23 protein-coding genes are annotated in these 25377 nt (G+C 55.7%); 15 read left to right on the top strand and 8 right to left on the bottom strand.

What is annotated here, in order from left to right; all coding sequences use genetic code 11:
- Together ACCW76_RS07700 and ACCW76_RS07695 are read left to right on the top strand one after the other, a co-directional pair.
- Complete coding sequence (locus ACCW76_RS07700; RefSeq protein ID WP_436338201.1) at positions 1-1311, top strand: MFS transporter; 1311 nt, start codon at positions 1-3, stop codon at positions 1309-1311.
- Positions 1311-2528 carry a mandelate racemase/muconate lactonizing enzyme family protein gene (locus ACCW76_RS07695; protein WP_436338200.1) on the top strand — a complete coding sequence of 406 codons (1218 nt, stop codon included), beginning with the start codon at positions 1311-1313 and terminating at the stop codon, positions 2526-2528. Before ACCW76_RS07700 ends, ACCW76_RS07695 begins: the two co-directional genes overlap by 1 nt.
- A 53-nt stretch (positions 2529-2581) precedes the next feature.
- Here ACCW76_RS07695 and fadL read toward each other — a convergent pair whose 3' ends face one another.
- Positions 2582-3865, bottom strand: a complete 1284-nt coding sequence (gene fadL, locus ACCW76_RS07690) for a long-chain fatty acid transporter FadL (protein ID WP_034825171.1) — start codon at positions 3863-3865, stop codon at positions 2582-2584.
- Positions 3866-4223: 358 nt separating this feature from the next.
- Here fadL and ACCW76_RS07685 point away from each other — a divergent pair, with 358 nt between their 5' ends.
- The 4 genes from ACCW76_RS07685 (at position 4224) to sixA (ending at position 8805) form a co-directional block, all read left to right on the top strand.
- Positions 4224-4520 (top strand): YfcZ/YiiS family protein, encoded by a 297-nt coding sequence (locus tag ACCW76_RS07685; protein ID WP_436338199.1) that lies wholly within the window; start codon positions 4224-4226, stop codon positions 4518-4520.
- A gap of 167 nt (positions 4521-4687) precedes the next feature.
- Positions 4688-5998, top strand: coding sequence for an acetyl-CoA C-acyltransferase FadI (fadI, locus tag ACCW76_RS07680; RefSeq protein WP_038645655.1), 1311 nt, complete (start codon positions 4688-4690; stop codon positions 5996-5998).
- On the top strand, positions 5998-8127 hold the full coding sequence (gene fadJ / locus ACCW76_RS07675) for a fatty acid oxidation complex subunit alpha FadJ (RefSeq protein ID WP_436338198.1): 2130 nt from the start codon (positions 5998-6000) through the stop codon (positions 8125-8127). Before fadI ends, fadJ begins: the two co-directional genes overlap by 1 nt.
- 195 nt (positions 8128-8322) lie before the next feature.
- Positions 8323-8805: a phosphohistidine phosphatase SixA gene (sixA, locus tag ACCW76_RS07670; RefSeq protein WP_038649978.1), complete on the top strand. Its 483-nt coding sequence runs from the start codon at positions 8323-8325 to the stop codon at positions 8803-8805.
- 58 nt (positions 8806-8863) lie between these two features.
- Here the strand turns inward: sixA and smrB are convergent, their stop codons facing one another.
- Positions 8864-9412, bottom strand: coding sequence for an endonuclease SmrB (gene smrB / locus ACCW76_RS07665; RefSeq protein ID WP_034825165.1), 549 nt, complete (start codon positions 9410-9412; stop codon positions 8864-8866).
- Between the two features lie 156 nt (positions 9413-9568).
- Between smrB and prmB the strand changes: the two genes are divergently transcribed.
- The 6 genes from prmB to ACCW76_RS07635 all read left to right on the top strand — a co-directional run bounded on the left by prmB (position 9569) and on the right by ACCW76_RS07635 (position 14445).
- Positions 9569-10501, top strand: a complete 933-nt coding sequence (prmB, locus tag ACCW76_RS07660) for a 50S ribosomal protein L3 N(5)-glutamine methyltransferase (protein WP_045813673.1) — start codon at positions 9569-9571, stop codon at positions 10499-10501.
- A 47-nt stretch (positions 10502-10548) separates the two neighbouring features.
- The gene (aroC, locus tag ACCW76_RS07655; RefSeq protein ID WP_436338197.1) at positions 10549-11634 is read left to right on the top strand and encodes a chorismate synthase; all 1086 of its coding nucleotides are present in this window, start codon (positions 10549-10551) and stop codon (positions 11632-11634) included.
- Between the two features lie 7 nt (positions 11635-11641).
- Positions 11642-12466, top strand: coding sequence for a penicillin-insensitive murein endopeptidase (gene mepA, locus ACCW76_RS07650; protein WP_436338196.1), 825 nt, complete (start codon positions 11642-11644; stop codon positions 12464-12466).
- Between the two features lie 130 nt (positions 12467-12596).
- Positions 12597-13394: a sulfite exporter TauE/SafE family protein gene (locus tag ACCW76_RS07645; protein WP_160869171.1), complete on the top strand. Its 798-nt coding sequence runs from the start codon at positions 12597-12599 to the stop codon at positions 13392-13394.
- Between the two features lie 67 nt (positions 13395-13461).
- A complete protein-coding gene (locus ACCW76_RS07640; protein ID WP_034825153.1) occupies positions 13462-14007 on the top strand; it encodes an elongation factor P hydroxylase in 546 nt (181 codons plus the stop codon).
- Positions 14008-14163: 156 nt separating this feature from the next.
- Positions 14164-14445, top strand: coding sequence for a YfcL family protein (locus ACCW76_RS07635; RefSeq protein WP_034825151.1), 282 nt, complete (start codon positions 14164-14166; stop codon positions 14443-14445).
- A 30-nt stretch (positions 14446-14475) separates the two neighbouring features.
- Here ACCW76_RS07635 and mnmC read toward each other — a convergent pair whose 3' ends face one another.
- Positions 14476-16488: a bifunctional tRNA (5-methylaminomethyl-2-thiouridine)(34)-methyltransferase MnmD/FAD-dependent 5-carboxymethylaminomethyl-2-thiouridine(34) oxidoreductase MnmC gene (mnmC, locus tag ACCW76_RS07630; RefSeq protein WP_436338195.1), complete on the bottom strand. Its 2013-nt coding sequence runs from the start codon at positions 16486-16488 to the stop codon at positions 14476-14478.
- A 155-nt stretch (positions 16489-16643) separates the two neighbouring features.
- Between mnmC and fabB the strand changes: the two genes are divergently transcribed.
- Positions 16644-17864: a beta-ketoacyl-ACP synthase I gene (gene fabB, locus ACCW76_RS07625; protein ID WP_034825147.1), complete on the top strand. Its 1221-nt coding sequence runs from the start codon at positions 16644-16646 to the stop codon at positions 17862-17864.
- Between the two features lie 219 nt (positions 17865-18083).
- Positions 18084-19265, top strand: a complete 1182-nt coding sequence (locus ACCW76_RS07620; RefSeq protein WP_436338194.1) for an MFS transporter — start codon at positions 18084-18086, stop codon at positions 19263-19265.
- Here the strand turns inward: ACCW76_RS07620 and ACCW76_RS07615 are convergent.
- Complete coding sequence (locus ACCW76_RS07615) at positions 19228-20664, bottom strand: PLP-dependent aminotransferase family protein (protein ID WP_436338193.1); 1437 nt, start codon at positions 20662-20664, stop codon at positions 19228-19230. The genes ACCW76_RS07620 and ACCW76_RS07615 overlap by 38 nt on opposite strands.
- A gap of 86 nt (positions 20665-20750) precedes the next feature.
- Between ACCW76_RS07615 and ACCW76_RS07610 the strand changes: the two genes are divergently transcribed.
- Positions 20751-21194, top strand: a complete 444-nt coding sequence (locus tag ACCW76_RS07610) for a rhodanese-like domain-containing protein (RefSeq protein WP_436338192.1) — start codon at positions 20751-20753, stop codon at positions 21192-21194.
- 1 nt (position 21195) lies between these two features.
- On the opposite strand, the gene flk is transcribed toward ACCW76_RS07610, so the two are convergent.
- From flk to ACCW76_RS07590, 4 genes are all read right to left on the bottom strand, one after another.
- A complete protein-coding gene (flk, locus tag ACCW76_RS07605) occupies positions 21196-22227 on the bottom strand; it encodes a flagella biosynthesis regulator Flk (protein ID WP_038645684.1) in 1032 nt (343 codons plus the stop codon).
- Between the two features lie 120 nt (positions 22228-22347).
- On the bottom strand, positions 22348-23856 hold the full coding sequence (locus tag ACCW76_RS07600) for a tripartite tricarboxylate transporter permease (protein ID WP_436338190.1): 1509 nt from the start codon (positions 23854-23856) through the stop codon (positions 22348-22350).
- Positions 23857-23868: 12 nt separating this feature from the next.
- Positions 23869-24300: a tripartite tricarboxylate transporter TctB family protein gene (locus ACCW76_RS07595; RefSeq protein WP_436338229.1), complete on the bottom strand. Its 432-nt coding sequence runs from the start codon at positions 24298-24300 to the stop codon at positions 23869-23871.
- 11 nt (positions 24301-24311) lie between these two features.
- Positions 24312-25289 carry a Bug family tripartite tricarboxylate transporter substrate binding protein gene (locus ACCW76_RS07590; protein ID WP_436338189.1) on the bottom strand — a complete coding sequence of 326 codons (978 nt, stop codon included), beginning with the start codon at positions 25287-25289 and terminating at the stop codon, positions 24312-24314.
- Between the last annotated feature and the right edge of the window lie 88 nt (positions 25290-25377).

Below are 25377 nucleotides of genomic sequence, written 5' to 3'. Positions count from 1 at the left end.
ATGACGGACAGCACTTCTACCGCAACGAAAACGGCAATACCCGAGCATGAAAGCGCTCAGATGACACTCAGTGTGGGCCAGCGCTGGTTCCAGCTGATGCTAGTGGTTCTGGCGGCAGGGACGATCTATCCACTTCTCTATCTACGCCAATATTATCAGCCGACATTGATCGCCTATTTCGGCATCAACGATCTGCAACTTGGCCAGCTCTACTCGATGCTTGGCACCGTATTTGTATTGAGTTATTTACCCAGTGGTTGGCTGGCGGATCGCATTGCCCCGCGCATCCTGATCTGTTTCTCCCTTTTCACAACCGGACTCTTGGGTTTACTTTATGCCAGCCAACCGCCTTTCCCGCTATTACTGTTGATCTTCGCCTGCTGGGGACTCACCACAGGATTAACCTTCTGGTCCGCTGTCATCAAGCGTGTGGGCGCCATTGCTCAGTCTAATGAGCGCGGAAGGTTTTTCGGCATACTGGATGGCGGGCGTGGCATGGTCGAAGCTTCTCTTGCCACGGTCGCGGTGGCTTTGTTTGGCTGGTACGCTTCTCAGGGGTTGGAGCAAACAGGCTTCCGCCATGTGATCCTGATGTACGCCACACTTTGCGTGGTTTTAGCCATCGTCCTGGCATTTATCCGCGATCCTTCCGTGACGCACTCTCAGCCGCGTGCAGCCACTCGCCAGGGAAATCTGTGGCAGGATTTTAAAACCATCGCGGGCAAGCCTAATCTTTGGCTCCTCGCCAGCGTGGTGTTCTGCGGTTACCAGTTGTTTTGGTCAACGTACAATTTCTCTGCGTATTTAAGAACATCTGATTATGGTGTCACTGCGGCACTGGCCGCATTTATTACCGCAGGGAAAATGTGGATGCGCCCGATTGGGGGCATTGGTGGTGGCTGGCTGGCGGATAAAATCTCGCGTGCTGGCGTACTTTGTGGCGTGCTGATTTGCGGTGCTTTAGGCGTCACAGGGCTGATTTTACTGCCATCGGGCATTCCGCATGGGGCGTTAATTGCATTTGTGCTGTTGGTGGGGATGTTCGCCTATGCCGTGCGCGGGCTTTACTGGGCATTACTCGATCGCTGCGATATCCCACCTCACTGTACCGGCTTAGCCATTGGCTTAGTTTCCGTCATTGGCTACTCGCCCGATATCTATCTTCCACTGCTCAGCGGCTATCTCACACAGCATTTTCCTGGCGCGACGGGATACCGTTTTTTCTTTGCCTACATCGTTTTTATCACGCTATGCGGCGCTTTTGGTGCCTGGCGTTTACACGTTCGTTTTAAAATCAAAGAGGAAGCCTGATGAAAGTTATCTCAATGGAAACCCATGTGGTTGCCGTCCCTCCACCGCATTTGGGTGGCATGTACTGGCTGTTTGTGAAGTTGAAGACCGATGACGGCATCGAGGGCGTTGGAGAAATTTATGCTGCAACGTTTCACCCGGATGCCATGGTGCCGATCATTCAGGACGTGTTTGAACGCTATCTGTTAGATCAGGATCCGCATCACACAGAACGGCTGTTTCGCCAAACCTACTCAAGTGGTTTCACCCAAAGGCCCGATCTCACCATGATGGGCGTGGTGAGCGGTCTTGAGATGGCCTGCTGGGATATTATCGGTAAGGCGGCGAACAAACCGGTGTATCAACTGCTTGGTGGTCTGGTTCAGCCACGTTTACGCTCCTACACCTATCTTTATCCCACCAATGCGCAAGGAGAATATGACTATGACGATCCAGATCTGGCGGCGGAGTGCGCCGCCGAGAATGTGAGGAAAGGCTTCACCGCCGTGAAGTTTGATCCTGCCGGACCTTACACTGCCTACTCCGGTCATCAGCTTTCGCTGGAAGTGCTGGATCGTTGTGAGCTGTTCTGTAAGCGCATTCGCGAAGCAGTGGGCAGCAAAGCCGATCTATTATTTGGCACGCATGGGCAGATGGTGCCTTCATCTGCCATTCGCCTGGCTAAGCGGCTGGAAAAGTTCGACCCGCTGTGGTTTGAAGAACCTGTCCCGCCAGGACAACCCGAGGCGATGGGCGATGTTGCGCGGCACACTTCCATTCCCATTGCGGCAGGTGAGCGCCTCACCACCAAATACGAATTCCACCAACTGCTGCAGGCTGGAGCGGCCAGTATCATACAGATGAATGTGGCGCGCGTCGGTGGATTACTGGAAGCGAAGAAGATTGCTGCGCTGGCAGAAGTGCACTACGCGCAGATTGCACCGCACCTCTACAATGGTCCGATTGGTGCCGCTGCCAGTATTCAACTGGCAGCCTGTACGCCCAACTTCCTTATCCAGGAGAGCATTGGAACCTGGGATGGCTTCCATGCGGCCATCCTTAAACAACCGATTCAATGGGAAGAGGGTTACATCATTCCTTCTACTGAACCGGGGTTAGGCGTGGAGCTGAACATGGAAGTGGTGAAGCAACACTCGCCTTACCGTCATCGGCGATTGCATCTGCAAATGGCGGAGAACCCAGCGGATGTGAAAGATCTGGCACCAGCAAAAGGATAACGCAATAAAAAACGGCGACATCTCTGTCGCCGTTTTTCACACTGTAGGCAGCATCAGAACTTGTAGTTAAAGTTCGCGCCGTACAGCCAGGCTTTACCCTCGGAGTTAAAGGTATAAGGGCCTTCTTTCACGGTGACTTTCTGGCCGTGCATGTAAGAGATACCAAGGTCGACTGACGCATTTTCGTTGAAGGCGTAAGAAGCACCGGCGCTCAACCACAGACGGTCCTGATCCGGAATTGAGATCGAGCGTTTGTCAGCGGGAACCGGGCTGTCATCAAATGCGATACCGGTACGGAAGGTCCAGTTATCGTCGTAGAAGTAAGTGGTACCCAGCGCGATGCGATAGGCATCTTTAAAGCCTTCATCCTTATAGAACAGCGTCTGGCCGTTGCTGCCCGTGGCCTTCAGTTCCTGGAACTGGCTCCAGCTGGTGTAGGTCAGGCTGTAGTGTACGGCCCACTGTGGTGCCACTTTATGCCAGCCCGACACTTCCCACATCTCTGGCAGGTTCAGCGTGAGTGAACCCGGAATGGTTTGGCCGCTGGTGCCATATGGCAGTCCTAAGGCAATCGCCTGCGGTGTACCGTTGTAAGCGGTTGGAATGCTGCTCTTATAATCGCCGTCAAAGTCGATTTTTACTTCTGAACGATAGGTGAAGCCGAAGCGATTGTTTTTATCCACTTCATACAGGATACCGGCGTTCCAGCCGTAGCCCCATTCATCACCTTTCAGGTGGGCAACCTGAGTATCAGCTGGCATGCCGACGCGAGCGCCTGCTTCACCCGCATAACGTTCGATTTTTGCTTTAGCGTAAACCGCATCAAAGCCAACACCAAAGCTGAAGTGCTCATTCAAACGATAAGCCGTGCTAAGGTTAAAGTTACCTGTCATCAGGTCGGTTTTACCACCGTAGCCGCCAGCGGTGTAACCGTCATTGAACTCTGTCGCCAGACCATAGTTAGAGGTGACGGATGCGCCTACCCACCACTGATCGTTAATCGGATGGACATAATGGAGGTTAGGGATCCACTGATTCGGTGCGATGTTTTTCGCATTCAGGCTGTTGCCGGTTGGGCTCTGGCCGCTGATATCAACTTCCGGATCAATATAAACGGTACCGATGGAGAAAGAAGGGCGATCCATCAATGCCATGGTCGCCGGGTTACGACTGGCAGATGCGGCAGTATCGCCCATCGCACCTTCACCCGAATAAGCACGACCTAAACCAATTGCTGAGAATTCATTAAGTTGAAAGCCTGCGGCGTAAACTTGGGAAGAAATAAGCGCCACTGCAGCTGCCACAGCTGACTTTGCAAACAGGTTCTTATGGTTCATGACCACAACCTCATCTAGATTTATTATTAAACGTTGTTACGTCGCGTAACAAAGGACGGCGGATTGTAGGGACTGATGACAAAGGCACATATCAGACCAGTGCGACGAGTATAGGTCTGACCTGTGTATTTGTTGCAATAATGTTTTTTAAATATTTCCGATTTGATCGATAAAATCAGATCTGCTTAACAAAATCTTGTCGATGCCCATCTAGCATAGCGGTCAAATTTGTTCTGGATCAATTTTTAGTGTGATATTCGTCACTTAGCCGCTGAGAGATAGAAGCCAGGCCGCGTGGGGCGTACACTTTGTGTCAGAAAATGATCCGATTGTGTCGATTTATCGTCAGGAGAAAACAATGACTGATGCCATTAAAAAATGCAGTGCCACGGAAACGGCGGCTTGCTGCTGCGTAGATGTTGGCACCGTAATGGACAATACCGATTGCACGGCGAGCTGGTCTGGCGCTTTTGCCGATCGTCATGCGGCCGAAGCGATGCTGAAGCACCTGACGGACAAAGCGCGTCAGGTTGAATCCGAGCCTTGCGTGATTCAAGCCGAGTTCGTTGAAGAAGCGCCAGGCATACGCCTGGATGTTGATTTCACTTTTGCCTGCCAGGCTGAGACCCTCATTTTTCAACTCGGCTTACGCTAATCCTGTCGCTGCCGGAAGCCCTTCCGGCAGCGTTTTCTCTTTTTCGTGTCTTCCCTCGCACTTTTTTTCTTCTGTTATTGGCGACTTAGCAACACCTGGTTAACACTGATGATCAGGTCAGACCTGTTTGGCAATGATGCTACGGTCGTAAATTACAGGTGAGTGCAATGAGCAAAGCGCAGCCGCTGCTGACGCGTCAGGGCGAACGTATCGCCATAACCCATGGATTACGCACGCCTTTCGCTCGTCAGGCGAGTGATTTTCATGGCATTTCCGCGCTGGAGTTGGGGCGCATGGTGGTGTCAGAACTGATGGCACGCAGCGAGTTACCGGTAGACGTTATTGACCAGCTGGTATTCGGCCAGGTGGTACAGATGCCGGAAGCGCCTAATATTGCGCGCGAAATCGTGCTGAGCAGCGGATTGAGCGTTCACACCGATGCTTACAGTGTCAGTCGTGCCTGTGCCACCAGTTTTCAGGCGGTGGCGAATGTGGCGGAAAGCCTGATGGCGGGCACCATTGATGCAGGTATTGCCGGTGGCGCAGACTCCTCATCGGTACTGCCCATTGGCGTCAGTAAAACGCTGGCGCGCGCGCTGGTCGATCTCAACAAAGCGCGAACCTTTAGCAAAAAGCTGCAAATCCTACGCCGCCTGCGCCCCCGTGATTTGCTACCGGTGCCTCCTGCGGTGGCGGAGTATTCCACGGGGTTGCGTATGGGGGATACCGCCGAGCAGATGGCGAAAACCCATGGCATCACGCGTGAGCAGCAAGACACCCTGGCGTTGCGCTCACATCAGCATGCAGCGCGTGCCTGGCAATCAGGCGTGCTGGCGCAGGAAGTGATGACTGCCTTTGTACCGCCATGGAAAGCACCGATCGAGCAGGATAACAACATTCGCTTTAACGCCAGCGCCAGCGATTACGCCAGGCTGCGACCAGCTTTTGATCGCCACCACGGTTCTGTCACGGCAGCCAACAGCACACCGCTAACGGATGGCGCCGCCGCAGTGATTTTGATGCGTGAAGGCCGCGCACGTGAGCTGGGGATTACCCCGATCGGCTATCTGCGCAGCTACGCGTTTACCGCGATTGATGTCTGGCAGGACATGTTGCTGGGTCCTGCTTACGCCTCGCCGCTGGCGCTGGATCGCGCGGGTATCACGCTCAATGACCTCACGTTGATCGATATGCACGAAGCCTTTGCTGCGCAGACGCTGGCGAACCTGAAAATGTTCCGCGATGAGCGTTTTGCGCGCGAGGTGCTGAATCGCCCGCATGCCTTGGGTGAAGTCAATGAAGAACGTTTCAATGTGCTCGGCGGCTCCATTGCTTACGGCCATCCGTTTGCTGCCACTGGCGCGCGCATGATCACCCAAACGTTGCATGAACTGCGGCGGCGCGGCGGGGGATTGGGCTTGGTAACCGCCTGTGCAGCAGGCGGGTTAGGCAGTGCAATGGTTCTGGAGGCCGAATAATGAGTGCATCTGCATTCCATTTACATATGCGCCTCGATCATGTCGGCATCATCACCATCGACGTGCCGGGCGAAAAGATGAACACGTTAAAAGAGGAGTTTGTCCCACAAATAAAAGCGGTGCTGGCTGAAGCGCGCAGCAATCCCAGATTGGCGGGATTGGTGTTGATCTCTGGCAAAAGCGATAACTTTGTTGCCGGTGCAGATATCAGCATGATCGCGGATTGTCAGACGGCAGAAGAAGCGGAAGCCCTGGCGCGACAGGGGCAAGAGGTGATGGCGCAGATAGCGGCATTGCCCTTCCCGGTGGTTGCGGCAATCCACGGTGCCTGTCTTGGCGGCGGGCTGGAGTTGGCGCTGGCTTGTAGCGCGCGTATCTGCACGCTGGATGATAAAACCCGGTTAGGCCTGCCGGAAGTGCAGTTGGGTCTGTTACCTGGCTCAGGCGGGACGCAGCGCCTGCCAAAACTGATTGGTGTGCCGCAAGCGCTACCGCTGATCCTGAGTGGTAAACAGCTGCGTGCTAAACAGGCCCTGAAACTGGGTGTCGTTGACGATGCGGTGCCACAATCCATCTTGCTGGAAACGGCGATTGCACGTGTGCATAAAGGAAAGATCATTCGCCGTGAGCTGTCACGTCGTGACCGCCTGATGCAGGCACCACTGGCACGCTCGCTGTTATTCGCGATGGCAAAACGTCAAACCGACAGCAAAACCCAGGGCAATTACCCTGCGGCGGATCGCATTCTGCAGGTGGTGCGCACGGGTCTGGAGCAGGGCAGCGATGCCGGGCATGCAGCGGAAGCGCGTGCCTTTGGCCAGCTGGCGATGACACCGGAATCTGCGGCGCTACGCAGTCTGTTTTTTGCATCGACCGCGATGAAGAAAGAAGCCGTGGCCGAGGTTGAACCGCGCAGATTGCAACACATTGGCGTGCTCGGTGGCGGATTAATGGGCGGTGGCATTGCCAGCGTGACGGCGCTGAAAGCCGGTTTGCCAGTAAGGATTAAAGACGTCAATCTCAATGGTGTGAACCACGCATTGCAATATAGCTGGGACCTGCTGAGCCAAAAAGTGAAACGGCGTCAGCTTAAACCGGCTGAGCGTCAGCAGCAGATGGCGCGTATCAGCGGCGGTATCGATTATCAGGGGTTCAGCCAGCGCGATTTGGTGATTGAGGCGGTATTTGAGGATTTAACCCTGAAGCAGCAGATGGTGGCGGATATCGAAAGTCATTGCCAGCCGCATACCATCTTTGCTTCCAACACCTCCTCGTTACCGATTGGTGATATTGCCGTCAACGCGCAGCGTCCCGAGAATGTCATTGGCCTGCACTATTTCAGTCCGGTGGACAAAATGCCGCTGGTGGAAGTGATTCCGCATGTGGGTACGTCGGCAGAAACGCTCGCGACCACGGTTCAGCTAGCGCGCCAGCAGGGTAAAACAGCGGTGGTAGTGGCCGATAAACCCGGTTTTTACGTCAATCGCATCCTCGCGCCCTATATAAATGAAGCCATGCGCTGCTTGCTGGAAGGGGAGCCGGTGGACCATATCGATCGTGCATTAGTGAAGTTCGGTTTTCCGGTCGGGCCGTTACAGTTACTGGATGAAGTTGGCATTGATGTCGGCAGCAAAATCAGTCCGATTTTGCTGCAGGCTTATGGCGAGCGTTTCAGCGCACCCGATGCGGTGAATGCCATCCTGGCCGATGGCCGCAAAGGGCGTAAAAACCAGAAAGGATTTTACCTTTACAACGCGGCTCGCTGGCCGGGAAAACGCAAAGTCGATGACTCAATTTATAGCCTGATTAACGTCAAGCCGCAGGCAAAGCAGAGCGAAGAACAGATTGCACAACGCTGCGTGATGATGATGCTGAATGAGGCTGCACGCTGTCTGGACGAGTCCGTGGTGCGCAATGCTCGGGATGGTGATATCGCGGCGGTATTTGGCATCGGCTTCCCGCCTTTTCTTGGCGGGCCGTTCCGCTATATGGATCAACGCGGCGTCAGCGAAATCGTCAATACATTACGTGCATTAATGCAGCAACATGGCGATCGTTTCGCGCCCTGTGACGCTTTAATGGCAATGTCAGAAGCGCAAACGAATTTTTACACTTCTGCACAAATTTGAATAGGCGCACAGATTCAGCGGGTTAGTTATGGTGCCATGAAGAAGGTGGTGCGGCACCATTCTGAGATGTGCTTATTTAATAAACAACCGGTTGACTATACTGAAGCCATTGGGGTAAAACACAGCGTTCATTCGCAGAATGAAGCGTCTGGTGCTGTGGTACCCGACGATATCGACAAACAACAGCGGTGCTTTATGCAAGTTTTTATCATGCGTCATGGCGATGCAGCTCTGGAAGCAGCGAGTGATTCAGTACGCCCACTCACAATCTGTGGCTGTGACGAATCGCGCCAGATGGCGAGCTGGCTAAACGGCCAGGCGCTGGATATTGAAAGGGTATTAGTCAGCCCTTATCTTCGTGCAGAGCAGACGCTCGCCACGGTACGCGAGGCACTGAAGCTGCCAGAAGGGCAGGATGTGCTGCCAGAGCTGACGCCGGGTGGCGATCCGGGTATGGTGGCCTGCTATCTGCAGGCGCTGGCGCAGCAGGGGGTTAAATCAGCTTTAGTGATTTCGCATCTGCCGCTGGTGGGCTATCTGGTTTCAGAGCTCTGCCCGCAGGAAGCGCCTCCGATGTTTGCTACGTCGGCAATTGCCTGCGTGAATTTTGATGCAGAGGCCTGTGAAGGCAAACTGGAGTGGCAGGTCAGCCCGTCAAAACTGGCTAAAGCAATGTAAACTCGCCGTGCGTGAGATCTCTATGGGCCGCCTTCTGCGGCCCTTTCCTTTTTAAGGGTTAAGGCAGTTCCGGCGGTTGCCACTCTTCAACTTCAATCAACACCAGCAGAGCGGCATCACCGCCAAACAGCTTCGGTGCCTGATGAAATGCCATGACGTGCGGATGTTGCGCCAGCCACAGCGGTGTTTGCTGCTTGAGGATATGCTTGCCGTGCCCGGTCATCACGCTGGCACAAAACAGGTGTTCACGGCGGCAGGCGGCAATGAGCGCCCCCAGCTCCTGTTTGGCTTGCTGCTGTCTTAAACCATGAAGATCGAGAAAAATTTCCGGCGTGTAATCGCCGCGTCGCAATTTCTTCAGCTCGTAATGACTGACATCCGCGCGCACATAACGCATCGGTCCCTCGCTGGAGAGCAAAGGCTGAAACTCATCTGAGAAGTAGTGACTGTTATCGGCTTGCTCGGAAAGCAGTCTTTTCAGCGGGACTTCGCGGGTTTTCACTACCGGTTTGTGCACGATAGTGTCTTGTTTCAGCTTACGCGTTCCGCTCATCAACTCACGAAACAGCGCCTGATCGTCCTGGTTTAGGGGCGTCTTCTTACTCATGGCTCAAAATAGGGTTAAAGGGCTGGTTAACAGCCGGTGGCATACCTTAACGCTTAGCGTTAACAAATGTCAGCTTTTTCGCCTTGCTGCGCTGAATTCTGCCCGGCTTCGTGGCACACTATCGGCCGATTGATTTTAAGGCCTGCGGAGGGCTACGTGGACAAGATTTTCGTCGATGAGGCAGTGAGTGAACTGCACACCATTCAGGATATGCTGCGCTGGGCTGTCAGCCGTTTTTCGGCGGCAGGCATTTGGTACGGCCACGGCACGGATAATCCCTGGGACGAAGCAGTCCAACTGGTTCTGCCTACGCTCTGGCTGCCGCTGGATATCCCCGAAGATATGCGCAATGCGCGCCTGACGGCCAGCGAGCGTCACCGCATTGTTGAACGTGTGATTCGTCGCGTAAACGAGCGCATTCCGGTGGCCTATCTCACCCATAAAGCCTGGTTCTGTGGTCACGAGTTCTATGTCGATGAACGCGTGTTAGTGCCACGTTCACCGATTGGCGAGCTGATTGAAAACCGCTTTGCCGGACTGATAGGTGAACAACCGCATCACATTCTCGACATGTGTACCGGCAGCGGCTGCATCGCGATTGCATGCGCTTACGCCTTCCCGGAAGCGGAAGTCGACGCGGTGGATATCTCCACGGATGCACTGGCGGTGGCTGAGCAAAATATTGAAGAACATGGCCTTATCCATCACGTTACGCCCATTCGCGCCGATTTGTTCCGCGGCCTGCCGCAGGTGAAATACGATCTGATCGTCACCAATCCACCGTACGTGGATGCGGAAGATATGGACGATCTGCCGAATGAATATCGCCATGAACCGGAACTGGGCCTGGCAGCAGGCAGTGATGGTCTGAAGCTGGTGCGCCGAATTCTCGCCTGTGCGCCGGATTATCTGAGCGAGCAGGGCGTGCTGATTTGCGAAGTGGGCAACAGCATGGTGCATATGATGGATCAGTACCCGGATGTGCCGTTTACCTGGCTGGAGTTCAATAACGGCGGTGACGGTGTGTTTATGCTGACGCGCGAGCAGATCGTCGCGGCTCAGCATCACTTCTCCTTCTACAAAGACTAAAAAAATGGGGCGAAACATCGCCCGCAACATCGCAACAAGGAACCACAATGGCCGGTAACAGCATTGGACAAGTTTTTCGCGTGACCACCTTTGGCGAGTCGCATGGTATTGCGCTGGGCTGCATCGTTGATGGTGTGCCGCCAGGCATTCCGCTCACGGAAGCGGATATTCAACACGATCTCGATCGCCGCCGCCCGGGGACGTCGCGCTACACCACACAGCGCCGCGAACCGGATCAGGTGAAAATTTTGTCCGGCGTGTTTGAGGGCGTCACCACGGGCACCTCTATCGGCCTGCTGATTGAAAATACTGACCAGCGTTCGCAAGATTACGGCGCAATCAAAGATCTGTTCCGCCCCGGCCATGCGGATTACACCTACGAGCAAAAATATGGTCTGCGCGATTATCGCGGTGGTGGGCGCTCCTCAGCGCGCGAAACCGCGATGCGCGTGGCTGCGGGTGCGATTGCCAAAAAATATCTGCAAATGAAGCACGGTATTCAGGTGCGTGGCTATCTGGCACAGATTGGTGATGTGGCCTGCGAGCTGAAAGACTGGAGCATCGTTGAAGAGAACCCGTTCTTCTGCCCGGATGCCTCGAAGCTGGATGCGCTGGACGAACTGATGCGCGGCCTAAAGAAAGAGGGTGACTCGATCGGTGCCAAAGTCACGGTGATGGCGGAAAACGTGCCATCGGGACTGGGCGAGCCGGTATTTGATCGTCTGGATGCCGATTTGGCTCATGCGTTGATGAGCATCAACGCGGTAAAAGGCGTGGAAATCGGTGACGGTTTCGCGGTGATTAACCAGCGCGGTAGCCAGCATCGCGATGAGATTCGTGCTGACGGTTTCCAGAGCAACCACGCGGGTGGCATTTTGGGTGGCATCAGCAGCGGCCAGACCATCAGTGCGAATCTGGCAATGAAACCCACTTCCAGCATCACCGTGCCGGGTAAAACCATCACGCGTGAGGGCGAAGAAGTGGAGATGATAACTAAAGGTCGCCACGATCCTTGCGTGGGCATTCGTGCGGTGCCCATTGCCGAAGCGATGATGGCGATTGTGTTGATGGATCACCTGCTGCGTCAGCGTGCGCAGAACGGTGACGTCAACAGCAGCGTTCCGCGCTGGTAAGCCACTGATGCGCCGCCTGCTCACTATCGTTGCCGCGCTGTTGTGCAGTGCGGCTGCCTTTGCTGCCACACCCTGGCAGCAAATTCATCAGCCGATTGCTGGTAGCCCACAGTCGATTGGCGGGTTTGCCAACGGCTGTATTGTCGGCGCACAGCAACTGCCTCTCAATTCACCTAACTATCAGGTCATGCGCCAGGATCAGCGGCGTTATTACGGCCATCCCGATCTGATTGCTTTTATTCAACGTCTTAGTACCCAGGTGCATCAATTGCAGCTGGGGCAAGTGTTGATTGGTGATATGGGCATGGCGGCCGGCGGGCGCTTCAGCAGTGGGCATGCCAGCCATCAAACCGGGTTGGATGTCGATATCTGGTTGCAGCTGCCGCAAAATCGCTGGACGGCGCAACAGCTGCTGAAGCCACAGCCGCTGGATTTGGTGACACCGGATGATAAGCAAGTGATTGCGCGTCATTGGCAGCCGCAGATTGACAGCCTGATCAAGCTGGCGGCGAAAGATAATGAAGTGACGCGCATCTTCGTCAATCCGGCGATTAAAAAGCAGCTTTGTGCGGATGCCGGAAGCGATCGTGCATGGCTGAATAAAGTGCGCCCGTGGTTTGCCCATCGTGCCCACATGCACGTGCGTCTGCGCTGTCCGGCAGGCAGTCTGGAGTGCGAAGATCAGGCAGCACCGCCGCCGGGTGATGGTTGTGGCGCAGAGTTAGACAGTTGGTTCCTGCCGAAAAAACCGGGTAGCACGCCGCCTGTGAAGAAAACGCCGCCGCCGTTGCCACCCTCCTGTCAGGCACTATTAGATCGTCATTTACTCTAGCCTTGATGCATCCTGTTGCAGGAGCATTGGCAACGTTCTCTCTCCCACGCACGGATGTGTGTGAGACCAGGAGAGAGCACGGATGCCCAGCCTGCAATAAGAACGGTCGGGTTAACTTTACGAGAAAAAAATGGACCTCTTTGTTGTTAGCCCACTGTTGCTGGGCGTGTTGTTTCTGGTTGCGGTGCTGGCAGCGTTTATCGACTCCATCGCCGGCGGTGGTGGCTTACTCACCGTTCCTTCATTACTCGCTGCGGGACTCTCTCCTGCTCAGGCTTTAGCCACCAATAAGTTGCAGTCGGTAGGCGGATCTTTCTCTGCCAGCCTCTATTTTGTGCGTCGTGGCGCGGTGAAACTGCGTGAACAGCGACTGAACATTGCCATGACCTTTATCGGCGCAGTCTGTGGCACGGTTTTGATTCAGCATATTCAGGCGGAGGTGCTGCGACAAATTCTGCCGCTCCTGCTGATCAGCATCGGTTTATGGTTCCTGCTGATGCCGCGGCTGGGCGAGTCGGATCGTGAACATCGCCTGCAGGGGATCGCTTTTGCGCTGGTCGGCGGTGGTTGCGTCGGTTTTTACGACGGCTTTTTTGGTCCGGGTGCCGGTTCATTCTATGCATTGGCGTTTGTGACGCTGTGTGGCTTCAATCTTGCCAAGGCCACCGCCCACGCCAAAGTCCTAAATTTCACCTCCAATTTCGGCAGTCTGCTGTTCTTTATGTTCGGCGGAAAGGTGGTGTGGGGCACAGGCGTGATCATGTTGATTGGCGCATTCGTGGGTGCGCGTATCGGCGCCAGACTGGTGCTGAGCCGGGGTCAGAAGCTGATCCGCCCGATGGTGGTGACTGTATCCGCCGTGATGAGCGCCAAATTATTGTGGGATAGCCATGGCAGCGCGTTGCTGGCGTGGATAGCCACGCTGTAAAGCAGTACTCGTCAAGAACGGCTGCCAATGCGACAATGGCGCTAATTTTTTTAAAGATTAAAATATTATGAGTACAGAACATCATTACCAGCAGCTGGTGGATATTTTTGATGGCTGCTTTGTTGAAGACTTTCAGACCCGTCTAATTAAAGGCGATGACGAACCTATTTATCTTCCAGCGGATGAGGAATCGCCGTGGAACCGCGTGGTGTTTGCTCACGGTTTCTACGCCAGCGCGCTGCACGAAATTTCTCACTGGTGTATTGCCGGTGAAGCGCGTCGCAAGCTGGTGGATTTTGGTTATTGGTACTGTCCGGATGGGCGGGATGCGCAAACGCAAAGTCAGTTCGAATCAGTGGAAGTCAAGCCACAGGCGCTGGAATGGTTGTTCTGTGTCGCGGCAGGCTTCCCCTTCAATGTCAGTTGTGACAACCTCGAAGGCGATTGTGAACCCGACCGCATCGCGTTCCAGCGCAAGGTCCATGCTCAGGTGATGACCTATTTTGAGCAGGGTATTCCGGCACGTCCGGCTCGCTTTATCGATGCGTTAGCCAGCTATTACGGTACGCCAGCACTGACGGCGGCACACTTCCCGTGGCCGGAAGATTTGTGATTCGCAAATATATTATTAATGACCCAAAGTCACCCGCGTTGCAGCATGACGGCGAATGAACAAACCCCGGGAACGCGAACCAGCGTGTAACGGGGTGAGGGCGTGATGCCAGCGCAGTAGCGGCGCGGCGTATCAAGGGTAATAAGGAACAAGACGATGATCGTAGAATTCGAATCCCGCATCCTGGCATTGATTGACGATATGGTTGATCACGCCAGTGACGACGAGCTGTTTGCCGGTGGCTATCTGCGTGGTCATCTGACCCTGGCGGTGGCTGAGATTGAAATCAGCGGTGAGCACACACCTGAAGCGCTGCAAATCCATGTGACCAACAGCCTGCAAAATGCGATTGCGGCGGGTGAACTGTCACCGCGCGATCAGGCGCTGGTGATTGGCATGTGGGATAATTTGTTCCAGCAGGCGCGTCAGACCGCCTGATAAGTCGGGGCGACCGCTCGCCCCGTCATCCTAGCGTCCCGCTTTCTTACCTTTCAGCAGTTTTCTTACCCAGTAACGATTCGGATTCAATGCCGCCAGCGTGGTGATATCCAGCGGTTGCGGCTCACCACTCATCTGTGCCGCCAGCACTTCCGCTGCCAGCGGCGCGCTGCACAAACCGCGTGAACCCAGCGCACCCAGCACAAATAAACCAGCATGAACCGGTGCATCGGCAAGGGTTTCACCCCGTGCACGCTGCTCCGGCAAATCAACGTATTGCGCCAGCGTTGCGGCGTAATCAGGCGCGCTGCCACTCATCGGTAGGTGATCGCGCGTGGCGCAGCGTACGCCGACACGCGCCTCGTTATCACTGATATCCACTTGCTGCGGCCACTGCGCATCCGGCAGGCAGTTCACCAGGCGCTGGCGATTTTCCTGCTGATCGTCAGCACGGAAATCGGTTGTGGTATCGCCGCGATGGTAGCTGGCCCCGATGCAGTGGGTGTTGAAATGCGGGCTGACTGGCGTGAGATAACCGTCATAGCAGAGTACGGTATTTAACGCGCCCAGCTCAGGATTGGTCGGCACATGACTGACCTGACCCGCCACCGCATATACGGGCAAGTCTTTGCTCTGCTCAATCTCCAGCAGCGCATGGCCATTGGCGAGCACCACCTGCTGATGATTCACCGAGGGCTGCTCGCTGAAGTTCAGGGTCCACCCCTCAGTCGTCGTTTCCAGCGTGGTGACGCGATGCAGCCAGTGCAGGCGTAAACCCAGCGTTTGCGCATGCTCCAACAGGTTGCTGGTCAATTGCGACGGAGAGAGCCAGCCGCCTTGAGGATAGAAAATGCCACCACAACCGGTATCGACGCCCGCTAACTGCTGCGCGTCCTCATTACTTACGCCGTACGCCACATCATGCGGCAATCCCATCTCCAGCATCTGGGCAATTTTATCGGCACTTTTGCTGTCCCAGCCGAGTTGCAACACACCGCTCCAGTCATGCTCGAACATCACCGGTAGCTGGTCGTACAAACGGCGGGCAAAGGTGAACGCCGCAGGGAAGAACGTAGCGAGAGCGGGATCGTGCTGATTAAGCAGCGGGTAAAGTGCGCCCTGACGATTGCCGGAAGCACCCAGCGCGGGCGCGGCATCGGCGCAATAAAGTGTTACCTTCCAGCCGCGGCGCAGCAGCGCCAGCGCCAGTACGGCACTCGCCACGCCACCGCCAACCAGCGCCACTTCCTGAGTGCGAGCCGCAGGGCGGGCGTACCATGGCTGGCTGTGGGGCAGGGCAGCAACCTGTTCCATTACGCCGGTTAACATTTCGCGCTTGTGGCCAAAGCCTTTGCGTTTGGTCACCGTGAACCCGGCTTCCTGCAAACCACGGCGCACAAATCCGGCGGCAGTGAACGTTGCCAGCGTCCCGTCTGGACGCGCCAGACGCGCCATGGCGGCGAACAGTTCTGGCGTCCACATTTCCGGGTTTTTAGCGGGGGCAAAACCATCTAAAAACCACGCATCCACCTGATCATTGAGACTGTCATCAAAGGTATTAATTAGCGCGTTAATATCACCGAGCCAGAGATCGAGCGTGACTTTACCGCTGTTGAACAGTAAACGCTGGCAACCCGGCAGCGCCTGTGGCCACTGTTGCTGCAATTGTTCGGCCCATGGCGCCAGCTCGGGCCAGTGCGCATGTGCGGCAATCAGATCGGTTTGCGTCAGTGGGAATTTTTCGCAGCTGATGAAGTGCAGGCGCTTAAGTGTCGCGTCGGGATGTTCGCTACAGAAGCGATCGAAGGCTTGCCACAGGGTGAGAAAGTTAAGGCCAGTCCCAAAACCGCTCTCAGCGACGATAAAAAGATCGCGCGAATGTTGAGCAAAGCGGGCAGGAATATGGTTGCCATCAAGAAAAACATAGCGCGTCTCCTCCAGCCCATTGTCGTTGGAGAAATAGACGTCGTCGAATGCTCGGGAAACAGGTGTACCCTGATCATTCCAGTTTAATTGCGCGTGTTCAACCGGGGATAACTTCACGGGAAAGGCTCATATTTCAGGCAGTGGCGCGATTTTAACGACTGCCGTCACATGACGCAAATTTACAAAAGGAAATGGCTGATCGGACTTGTTCGGCTTACAACTGTAAGCTAGAGTGCACGTCAATCCAAAAGAAGTGGAATGAGGACTATTGAATGAAACGTGCAGTGATTACTGGCCTGGGTATCGTTTCCAGCATTGGTAATAACCAGCAAGAAGTGCTGGCTTCTCTGCGTGAAGGCCGTTCGGGTATCACCTTCTCTGAAGAGATGAGAGATATCGGTATGCGCAGCCACGTATGGGGCAACGTCAAACTGGATACCAACGGGCTCATCGATCGCAAAATCGTGCGTTTCATGAGTGATGCTTCAATCTACGCTTACCTGTCTATGGCGGAAGCGATTCAGGATTCCGGCCTGACTGATGAGCAATACCAGAACAACCCACGCGTGGGTCTGATTGCCGGTTCAGGCGGTGGTTCTCCGCGTTACCAGGTCTTCGGTGCCGATGCGATGCGTGGCCCGCGTGGCCTGAAAGCCGTTGGTCCTTATGTGGTGACCAAAGCCATGGGTTCAGGTGTATCAGCTTGTCTGGCTACCCCATTCAAAATCCACGGCGTGAACTACTCAATCAGCTCTGCCTGTGCCACTTCCGCACACTGCATCGGTAACGCGGTTGAGCAGATTCAATTGGGTAAACAGGACATCGTGTTTGCTGGCGGCGGCGAAGAGCTGAGCTGGGAAATGGCCTGTGAGTTCGATGCGATGGGCGCACTGTCCACCAAATACAACGAAACGCCAGAAAAAGCTTCTCGTACCTATGATGCAAACCGTGATGGTTTCGTGATCGCAGGCGGCGGCGGCATGGTGGTGGTTGAAGAGCTGGAGCATGCTCTGGCGCGTGGCGCGCACATCTACGCTGAAATCGTCGGTTACGGCGCAACCTCAGACGGCGCAGATATGGTTGCTCCTTCAGGCGAAGGCGCAGTGCGCTGCATGAAGATGGCCATGCAGGGCGTTGATACCCCAATCGATTACCTCAACACCCACGGCACCTCTACACCTGTTGGTGATGTGAAAGAACTGGGTGCGATTCGCGAAGTGTTTGGTGACAACTCACCGTACATTTCTGCGACCAAAGCCATGACTGGCCACTCACTGGGTGCAGCGGGCGTGCAGGAAGCGATCTACACCTTGCTGATGCTGGAGCATAGCTTCATCGCGCCAAGCATCAACATCGAAGAGATTGATGAAGCCGGTAAAGGTCTGAACATCGTGACGCAGCCGACTGAAAAAGCGCTGACCACCGTGATGTCCAACAGCTTCGGTTTCGGCGGCACCAACGCCACCTTGACCATGCGTAAGCTGCCAGCTTAATCGCGTGATCACAGTTTTCCAGGGGCCGGTCTATCCGGCCCCTGTTGTTTTTGACATTTCCCCCGCTGCTTGCCTACACTCATCCCATCTTGCCTGAAATAAAATAATCGTTTGTGCACGTTATGAACCAAATAACCCGTTTTCGTCTGAATGCATGACGCGAACGTGTAAGGGGTTCTCGCTTGTCGCACACGCTCTGAACAAGGAGTTCATACCATCATGACCACGGCTGCTGATACGCAGACGCAATCTGTGCTGCCTTTGGGTTGCATATCCTTTGCGGTATTTCTCACTTATTTAACCGCAGGGCTGGCGCTCCCGGTCATCCCGCTGTACGTGCATCAGGAATTGGGCATGAGCAACCTGATGGTGGGTGTTGCGGTAGGGATTCAGTTCTTCGCCACGCTGCTGACGCGCAGCTTCGCCGGACGCCGAGCCGATCAGCACGGCGCAAAGCTCACCACGCAACACGGTATGATCGCCATCGCGCTGGTGGGTGTGGCGTATCTGGCCGCGGCGCTGTTGCCCGTATCGCCGTGGGCAAAATTTGGTTTGCTGGCAGTGGGGCGTTTGTTACTCGGATTTGGTGAAAGCTTGCTGCTCACCGGCAATCTGACCTGGGGCATGGGGTTGGTGGGCAGTAAACGATCCGGCCTGGTGATGTCGTGGAACGGTATGGCGATTTATGGATCGCTGGCCGCGGGCGCACCGCTGGGTTTGCTGATCAATCAGCATGGCGGATTTGCGGCACTCGGTGGTGTCGCGCTGTTACTGCCACTGCTCTCGCTGGCGATTAATAGCTGGGTCACTAAAGTGCCGGTGGTGGGTGGCGAACGTCCTTCATTGCTCAGCGTGGTGAAAACCATCTTTCAACCCGGCATGGCGCTGGCGCTACAGGGCACCGGCTTCGCCGTGATCGGCACCTTTACCTCGCTCTATTTTGCTGCAGAGAACTGGGGCAATGCCGGTTTTGCCCTGACCGCATTTGGCTGTGCTTTTGTATTGGTGCGTGTTTTCTTTGGTGGCCTGCCGGATCGTCACGGTGGCGTCCGCGTCGCAATGATTTCGCTGCTGGTGGAAACTGCCGGTTTGCTGGTGCTGGCATGTGCAACCTCTGGCTGGATGGCGCTGGTGGGTGCCGCGCTCACCGGTTGCGGCTGTTCACTGATCTTCCCGGCGCTCGGCGTCGAGGTGATCAAACGCGTCTCGCCGCAAATTCGTGGCACGGCGCTGGGCGGTTTCTCTGCTTTCCAGGATATCGCTTACGGTGCCAGCGGCCCACTGACCGGCCTGCTCGCCACGGCGTTGGGTTATGGCTCGGTCTACCTTGCGGGTGCCTGCTGCGCAGCCCTGGGCATTCTCGTCACCTGGTCGTTTGCGCGTAGCGCGACAGCAGCGTAACCAGTTTATCGCAGGCGCTGACAATCTCACCCGGCGTCAGCGCGGCAAAGCCCAGCAGCCAGCCCGGCTGCGGCTGACTGCTGGTGTACAACGGCGACAGACGTGGCAACAGCAGACCAATTTCACTGGCCTGCTGCGTGAGTTGTGCTTCCTCACCCTGATGCAATGATACCGTCAGCTGTAGCCCGCCAGACGCCTGCAGCGGCGTCAGCCACGGCTGCAGGCGCGTGTTAATCTGCTCCAGCAATCGATCGCGGCGGCTGTGATAAAGCTGACGCATTAGCCGCAGGTGGCTGGCAAAGTGACCTTGCTGCAGAAACTCTGCTGTGATCGCTTGTGGTAACAGCGCACTGTGTCCATCAAGAATGCTGCGTGCGCGACCAACGGCATCCACCAGCGCTGGCGGGACCACCATCCACGCCAGCCGCAAGGAGGGGAAGAGCGTTTTGGAAAAGGTGCCGAGGCAGATAACCCGGCTATGATTCTCCAGGCCCTGCAAGGCGGGAATCGGGCGATCGTCATAGTGAAACTCACTGTCGTAATCGTCTTCTATCAACCAGCTTTGATGTTGGCGCGCCCAGTCGAGCCATTGCAGACGGCGGGTCAGGCTCATCGCGGTGCCGGTGGGATAGTGATGTCCCGGCGTCAGATAAACCAGCCTGGCATCGCCTTCGAGCGGCATTGCCCCTTCGCCATCCAGCGGCATCGCGCGGCAGTGTGCACCCGCCGCGAGGAATGCATTACGCGCGCCGGGATAGCCCGGCTCCTCAAGCCAAACTTCATCATTGGCATCCAGCAACATCAGTGCCAGTAACTGCAAGGCCTGCTGTGAACTGGTTAGGATCACCACTTGCCCGGCAGCACAGCGTACGCCGCGTGATAATGCCAGATAATCCGCCACCGCCTCACGAAGCGGCATAAAGCCCAGTGGATCGCCATAGCCCATCACCTGGCTACCCAGCGAGCGCTGCACGCTGTTACTGATCCGGCGCCATTGTGTGTGCGGGAAAGCGCGTAATTCAGGCGAACCGGCGGCAAATGCATGGGGGAACGGCGGATCCTGGCAGCCGCCGGTCGCCAGGATCTGCTCGCCGCGTCGGGAGAATCGGGGTGAACTCTGTGCGGGTGTGGTCGCCGCCCGTGCAGGCATCGCAATCGATACAAAAGTACCCCGACCCGCCCGTCTCTCCAGATAGCCTTCACTCTCTAACTGCGCATAAGCGGCTTCCACCGTCACCCGCGACAGTGACAAATCCTCGGCTAACTGACGGCTGGAGGGTAAGCGTTGCTGATGGTGTAAATGACCGCTGGTAATGGCCTGGCGTAACGTATGGCACAAACGTTCACGCAAGCCGCCGGATGACGCATGATTAAACAGTGCTAAAAAAGAGTGGCGCATGGTGGTCTTATCACTGTGGAAAAAGTGGTATCAGATTGCAGACCACTTTGCCGTAAACTCAGGGAAAATTACACAAGGAGAATGCGATGTCATCAGTCTTACTCTTCCCACCCGCCGATCCTCAAGAGAGCGTGGCCTATCTGCAGCACAAACTGAGTTACTACACTGACGCCTGGGATTTGGCAGAAGATCTGGCGCAAGGCGTGAGCGCGATTGTGGTGATCGATGCACGATCCACTGAGGTTTATCAGGCGGGGCATATCACCGGGGCGCTTTCGTTTCCGCATCGCACTATGAATGCCGAATCCACAGCACAGTTGGATCGCAGCAAGGTGTATATCACTTACTGCGATGGCATCGGCTGCAACGGCTCAACGAAAGCGGCATGGAAACTGGCTTCGCTGGGTTTTCAGGTCAAAGAGTTGATAGGTGGGCTGGATTTCTGGAAACGTGATGGGCATCCGTTAACGTGGGGAATGTCGCCCGGCGAATGGCCACAGGCCGCACCCGGTGCGCACTGTGGCTGTTAAGTTACAGAAATAGCCAGAGTAAAAAGAAGAACAGCGCCAGGCCAAGGATTAACGTCAGTGCCGGGCGCTGAGCCAGTGGACGCGGTAATATCTCGATCCACGGCGACCAGATCGGCTGCGGGCGCAGATCGCTGGCAGTGTGCGGCTGCTCCAGCGTTTTCTCGACGCGACGACTGAAGAGTAAATTGAGGAGATCCTGGGTTTGCGCGGGCGTCAGCACTGTCTGTGGCGTGGCCTGGAAACGCTGCTGGCTGTAATCCTCCAGCAAACGCTGTTCGTCATGCGTCAACGGCTGCTTCAGCGAGGTTTCCAGCATTTGTAAGGTCGGTGCGCTGTGTTGACCCAACGTCTGACGTACCTGCAAATATTGTGTTAGCAGCGGGAAGTGGCGAGAGGGAATCGGATCGCCACTCTTCAGATTGACAAGTTTCAGCGCTTCAGACAGCAGCTTGACCGGTGATTCACCGGTCGTTGCCGCGAGGCGCGTTACCTGTTGATTCAGCGATTGCTGTTCAGCCGGCAGCAGCGTGCGGTCGGACGCGCGCGTTTGCTGTGGTTGCGGGATCGCCATCTGCCCATTTTGCAGCATGGTCAGCACCTGACGTAGCTGATCCTGCGAGAGCGCACTCAGCACCGTTTGATTGAATTGCTGACGGATAAAGTCACTCACCGCCTGACGATTATTTCCCTGCGGCAGCTTCTCCAATAGCTGCTGCAACAGCTGGCGTGTTGCAAGGCTGTTCTGCACCTGGGTTAAACGCCCATTCAAATGCTGTTCGGCAGCAGGAAAATGACGCGATTGCAGCTCAGCATCATTCTTTACGCCCACTTCATGGCGTACGCCAGCCCACAATTCAGGGGCTTTCAAGGTACTGAGTGACATGATGCGCACAATCAGACGTTCCAGCGTGGTGCGCTGGGCAGGGGAGAGTGGCTGTTCGCCCGCCGGTCCGCCAGGACGAGTGGGGCCAGTCGCATGAGTGAGCGTTGAACGATCGCCCGCAGGCACACCGGGACCGCTGAGAGGTTGCATGGCGGAATCCTTGAAAAACGAGGTCAGATCCGGGTGCGCCGGAAAAAAGAGGCCATATGATAACAAAAGCCCCCGGGAAATCCACGGGGGCAGTGAGGGGAAATCGCGTCAGGTCTGGATTTATTCAGCTTCAGCGAGTTTAAGACGCTTACGACGCCAACGTATCCACAGTGGCGGCACGACCAGGACGGCGATCGCCAGCACCAGCAGCACTTTGCAGATTAGGCTTTCCCACAGAATTGGCAGGTTGCCGTTACTGATGGAGAGCGCACGACGCAGGTTCTGCTCCAGCATCTCTCCCAGCACGAAGCCCAGAATCAGCGGCGACATCGGGAAGTCCATTTTACGCAAAATATAGCCAAAGATACCCAACCCGACCATCAGCAACAGGTCAAAGGTGGTGCTGTGCACGGCGTAAACCCCTACCGCAGATATCGCGGCGATGGCGGGTACCAGGAACCACAGTGGGATGGTCAGCATACGGGCGAAGATGTTGATCATCGGGATGTTCATGATCAGCAGCATGACGTTACCAATCAGCAGTGCTGCAATCAGACCCCAGACGATATCTGGCTGTTCGGTAAACATCGCCGGACCGGGTGTGATGTTGTACAGCGTCAGTGCACCGACCATCACCGCTGTGGTGCCGGATCCCGGAATCCCCAGTGTCAGCATCGGAATAAAGGAGCCGCAGGCCGAGGCGTTGTTGGCTGCTTCAGGCGCCGCCACGCCGCGAATATCCCCTTTACCAAACTGGTCGCTGCCGCTGATTTTCTTCTCGCTCATGTAAGCGATGGCACTGGCGATGGTGGCACCCGCGCCTGGCAGTACGCCAACAAAGAAGCCGATAAAGGAGGAGCGCAAGGTGGCACCGGTTGCCTGCGCTGCTTCTTTCATATTGAACATCATGCGACCACTGGCACGAACGACTTTCTGGCCGCTGCTGGTGGATTCCAGCATCAATAGTATTTCACTGACAGAGAACAGCCCGATCACCACAACCACAAACTGAATACCGTCGGAGAGGTGCACACTGTCGAAGGTGAAGCGATAGACGCCGGTATTCGCATCAACGCCAACGGTGGCCATGCCCAAACCGATCAGGGCTGCTAAAAACGATTTCAACGGATTGTGGCTCATCATGCTGCCCAGACAAGCAATGGCGAACACCATCAGCGCGAAATACTCGGCCGGACCGAAGGCGAGCGACCAGTTGGCCAGGATTGGGGCAAAGAGAATAATGCCGAGAATCGCGATTGTGGATCCAATAAACGAACTCACCGCCGAGATCGACAGGGCCACACCGGCTTTCCCCTGTTGCGCCATCGGGTAGCCGTCCAGCGCGGTCATGATCGCCCCGGCATCGCCTGGCACATTGAGCAGAATAGAGGAGATACGCCCACCGTACTCGCAACCTATGTAGACCGTAGCGAGCAGAATCAGCGCGGACTCGGCGGGTAAGTGCAGCGCAAACGCCAGCGGCATCAGGATCGCAACACCGTTAATAGGCCCAAGTCCGGGCAGTAAGCCGACTATGGTGCCAATAAAGCAGCCGATGAGTGCGATCATCAGGTTTTCCGGCGTCATCGCGACGGCAAACCCTTGCATCAGAAAAGACCAGGTATCCATGTGAGACTCCTGTTAATTGAACCAGCTGCCAACGGGCAAGGTGACATCGAGCAGGCGGTCAAAGGCATAAAACAGCGCGATGCCCATCACCACACCGGACACCGCAGCCGCCCACCAGCGCGCGCCAAACAACAGCCCAATGCCAAAGGTCAGCAGCGAAGTGCACAGAGCAAAACCCAGACGCTCAAACAGCCAGCCATATACCATCAGCATGACGCACATCAGCAGGAGCTTTTTCAGTGTGGCGGCGGAAGGCCACTGCACCAGATCGGGTTTGCGCATTAACATCATCACGGCGCAAATCGCCATTAATCCCAGCAGCAGCATCGGGAAAGGGCGTGGACCGACCGGTTCATAGCTGTATTCACTCTGGATTTGCCAGGCGATAAACAGCCCGGCAATGCACAGCAGTAGCCAGATACCGGCGAAGATACGATCGCTCATCATCGACTCCGTTATTTGGCCAGGCCAAAGGATTTGGCTTTCTCACGGTAATCAGCCACTTGTTTTTTCACATAAGCATCCAGCTCGTTGCCGAACATGTTGAACTCAAACAGTCCACGCATATCTCGCTGTTGCTGGAACTCTTTGGTGGTGACCAGCTTTTTGAAGGCGTCTTCCCACCACTGATACTCCGCGTCAGTCACTTTCGGGCCAAGGTAATAACCGCGAATAATCGGCCACTCGACGTTGTAGCCTTGCTCTTTGGCGGTCGGCACATTCGCCAGTTCACCCGGTAAGCGTTTGTCAGACATCACCGCCAGCACGCGTAACTTGCCCGCCTGCAGATGTGGCACCATCTCACTCATGTCACCGGAGACGACCTGAATATGGTTGCCAAGCAGTGCCGTTACCGGCTCACCGCCACCCTCAAAGGCCACATAGCGCATCTTGCGTGGGTCAATGCCCGCCTCGCGAGCCAGCAGGGCGGTTTTCATCCAGTCCTGGCTACCGATCGAAGCACCCGCGCCCACCACCACTTTGGTGGGATCGCTCTTCATGGCTTCCATCAGTTCGCCGAGGGTTTTCCATGGGGCGTCATTGCGCACCGCCACGATGCCGTAATCGGTGCCGACAGCAGCCAACCACTTCACGTCACTTTCTGAATAACGGCCAAACTTGCCCTGAGAGAGATTGAGCAACGAACCGCCGGAGAAGGCCACCAGCGTGCCTGCTTCGGCGGGGCGCTGAGCAATGATGGCGTTGTAAGCCACCGCTCCCACACCGCCAGGCATGTAGGTCACGCGCATCGGTTTACTGATTTCGCCGGTTTCCTGCATGGAAACCTGAATCAATTTACAGGTCAGATCAAAGCCACCGCCGGGTTTGGCCGGGGCAATACATTCTGTCCGGTCCGGCGCTTCCGCCAGCGCAGAGGATATCGACAAAGCCACCAGGGTTGAGGCGAGGGCGAGGGGTAAGATTTTTTTCATTATTCGCTCCATTCATGCTTCCAGAGTGTGACAACTGCCGAACATTCGGCGTTGCTGAATTGTTAATGGTGTAACCTTTCATTTACCT

The organism is Pantoea sp. C8B4 (assembly GCF_051336905.1).
Classification (GTDB): Bacteria; Pseudomonadota; Gammaproteobacteria; order Enterobacterales; family Enterobacteriaceae; genus Pantoea; species Pantoea rwandensis_B.
The sequence above is the reverse complement of the archived record's forward strand: the minus strand, read 5'-3'. Positions and strand labels throughout refer to the sequence as shown.

Coding starts and splice junctions, on each gene's coding strand:
- ACCW76_RS07620 (WP_436338194.1), top strand. CDS start 18,084: ATGACCACGGCTGCTGATACGCAGACGCAATCTGTGCTGCCTTTGGGT.
- flk (WP_038645684.1), bottom strand. CDS start 22,227: ATGCAACCTCTCAGCGGTCCCGGTGTGCCTGCGGGCGATCGTTCAACG.
- ACCW76_RS07595 (WP_436338229.1), bottom strand. CDS start 24,300: ATGAGCGATCGTATCTTCGCCGGTATCTGGCTACTGCTGTGCATTGCC.
- aroC (WP_436338197.1), top strand. CDS start 10,549: ATGGCCGGTAACAGCATTGGACAAGTTTTTCGCGTGACCACCTTTGGC.
- ACCW76_RS07700 (WP_436338201.1), top strand. CDS start 1: ATGACGGACAGCACTTCTACCGCAACGAAAACGGCAATACCCGAGCAT.
- fabB (WP_034825147.1), top strand. CDS start 16,644: ATGAAACGTGCAGTGATTACTGGCCTGGGTATCGTTTCCAGCATTGGT.
- ACCW76_RS07615 (WP_436338193.1), bottom strand. CDS start 20,664: ATGCGCCACTCTTTTTTAGCACTGTTTAATCATGCGTCATCCGGCGGC.
- ACCW76_RS07695 (WP_436338200.1), top strand. CDS start 1,311: ATGAAAGTTATCTCAATGGAAACCCATGTGGTTGCCGTCCCTCCACCG.
- smrB (WP_034825165.1), bottom strand. CDS start 9,412: ATGAGTAAGAAGACGCCCCTAAACCAGGACGATCAGGCGCTGTTTCGT.
- fadL (WP_034825171.1), bottom strand. CDS start 3,865: ATGAACCATAAGAACCTGTTTGCAAAGTCAGCTGTGGCAGCTGCAGTG.
- fadJ (WP_436338198.1), top strand. CDS start 5,998: ATGAGTGCATCTGCATTCCATTTACATATGCGCCTCGATCATGTCGGC.
- ACCW76_RS07685 (WP_436338199.1), top strand. CDS start 4,224: ATGACTGATGCCATTAAAAAATGCAGTGCCACGGAAACGGCGGCTTGC.
- mepA (WP_436338196.1), top strand. CDS start 11,642: ATGCGCCGCCTGCTCACTATCGTTGCCGCGCTGTTGTGCAGTGCGGCT.
- ACCW76_RS07640 (WP_034825153.1), top strand. CDS start 13,462: ATGAGTACAGAACATCATTACCAGCAGCTGGTGGATATTTTTGATGGC.
- fadI (WP_038645655.1), top strand. CDS start 4,688: ATGAGCAAAGCGCAGCCGCTGCTGACGCGTCAGGGCGAACGTATCGCC.
- ACCW76_RS07635 (WP_034825151.1), top strand. CDS start 14,164: ATGATCGTAGAATTCGAATCCCGCATCCTGGCATTGATTGACGATATG.
- ACCW76_RS07610 (WP_436338192.1), top strand. CDS start 20,751: ATGTCATCAGTCTTACTCTTCCCACCCGCCGATCCTCAAGAGAGCGTG.
- ACCW76_RS07600 (WP_436338190.1), bottom strand. CDS start 23,856: ATGGATACCTGGTCTTTTCTGATGCAAGGGTTTGCCGTCGCGATGACG.
- sixA (WP_038649978.1), top strand. CDS start 8,323: ATGCAAGTTTTTATCATGCGTCATGGCGATGCAGCTCTGGAAGCAGCG.
- ACCW76_RS07645 (WP_160869171.1), top strand. CDS start 12,597: ATGGACCTCTTTGTTGTTAGCCCACTGTTGCTGGGCGTGTTGTTTCTG.
- ACCW76_RS07590 (WP_436338189.1), bottom strand. CDS start 25,289: ATGAAAAAAATCTTACCCCTCGCCCTCGCCTCAACCCTGGTGGCTTTG.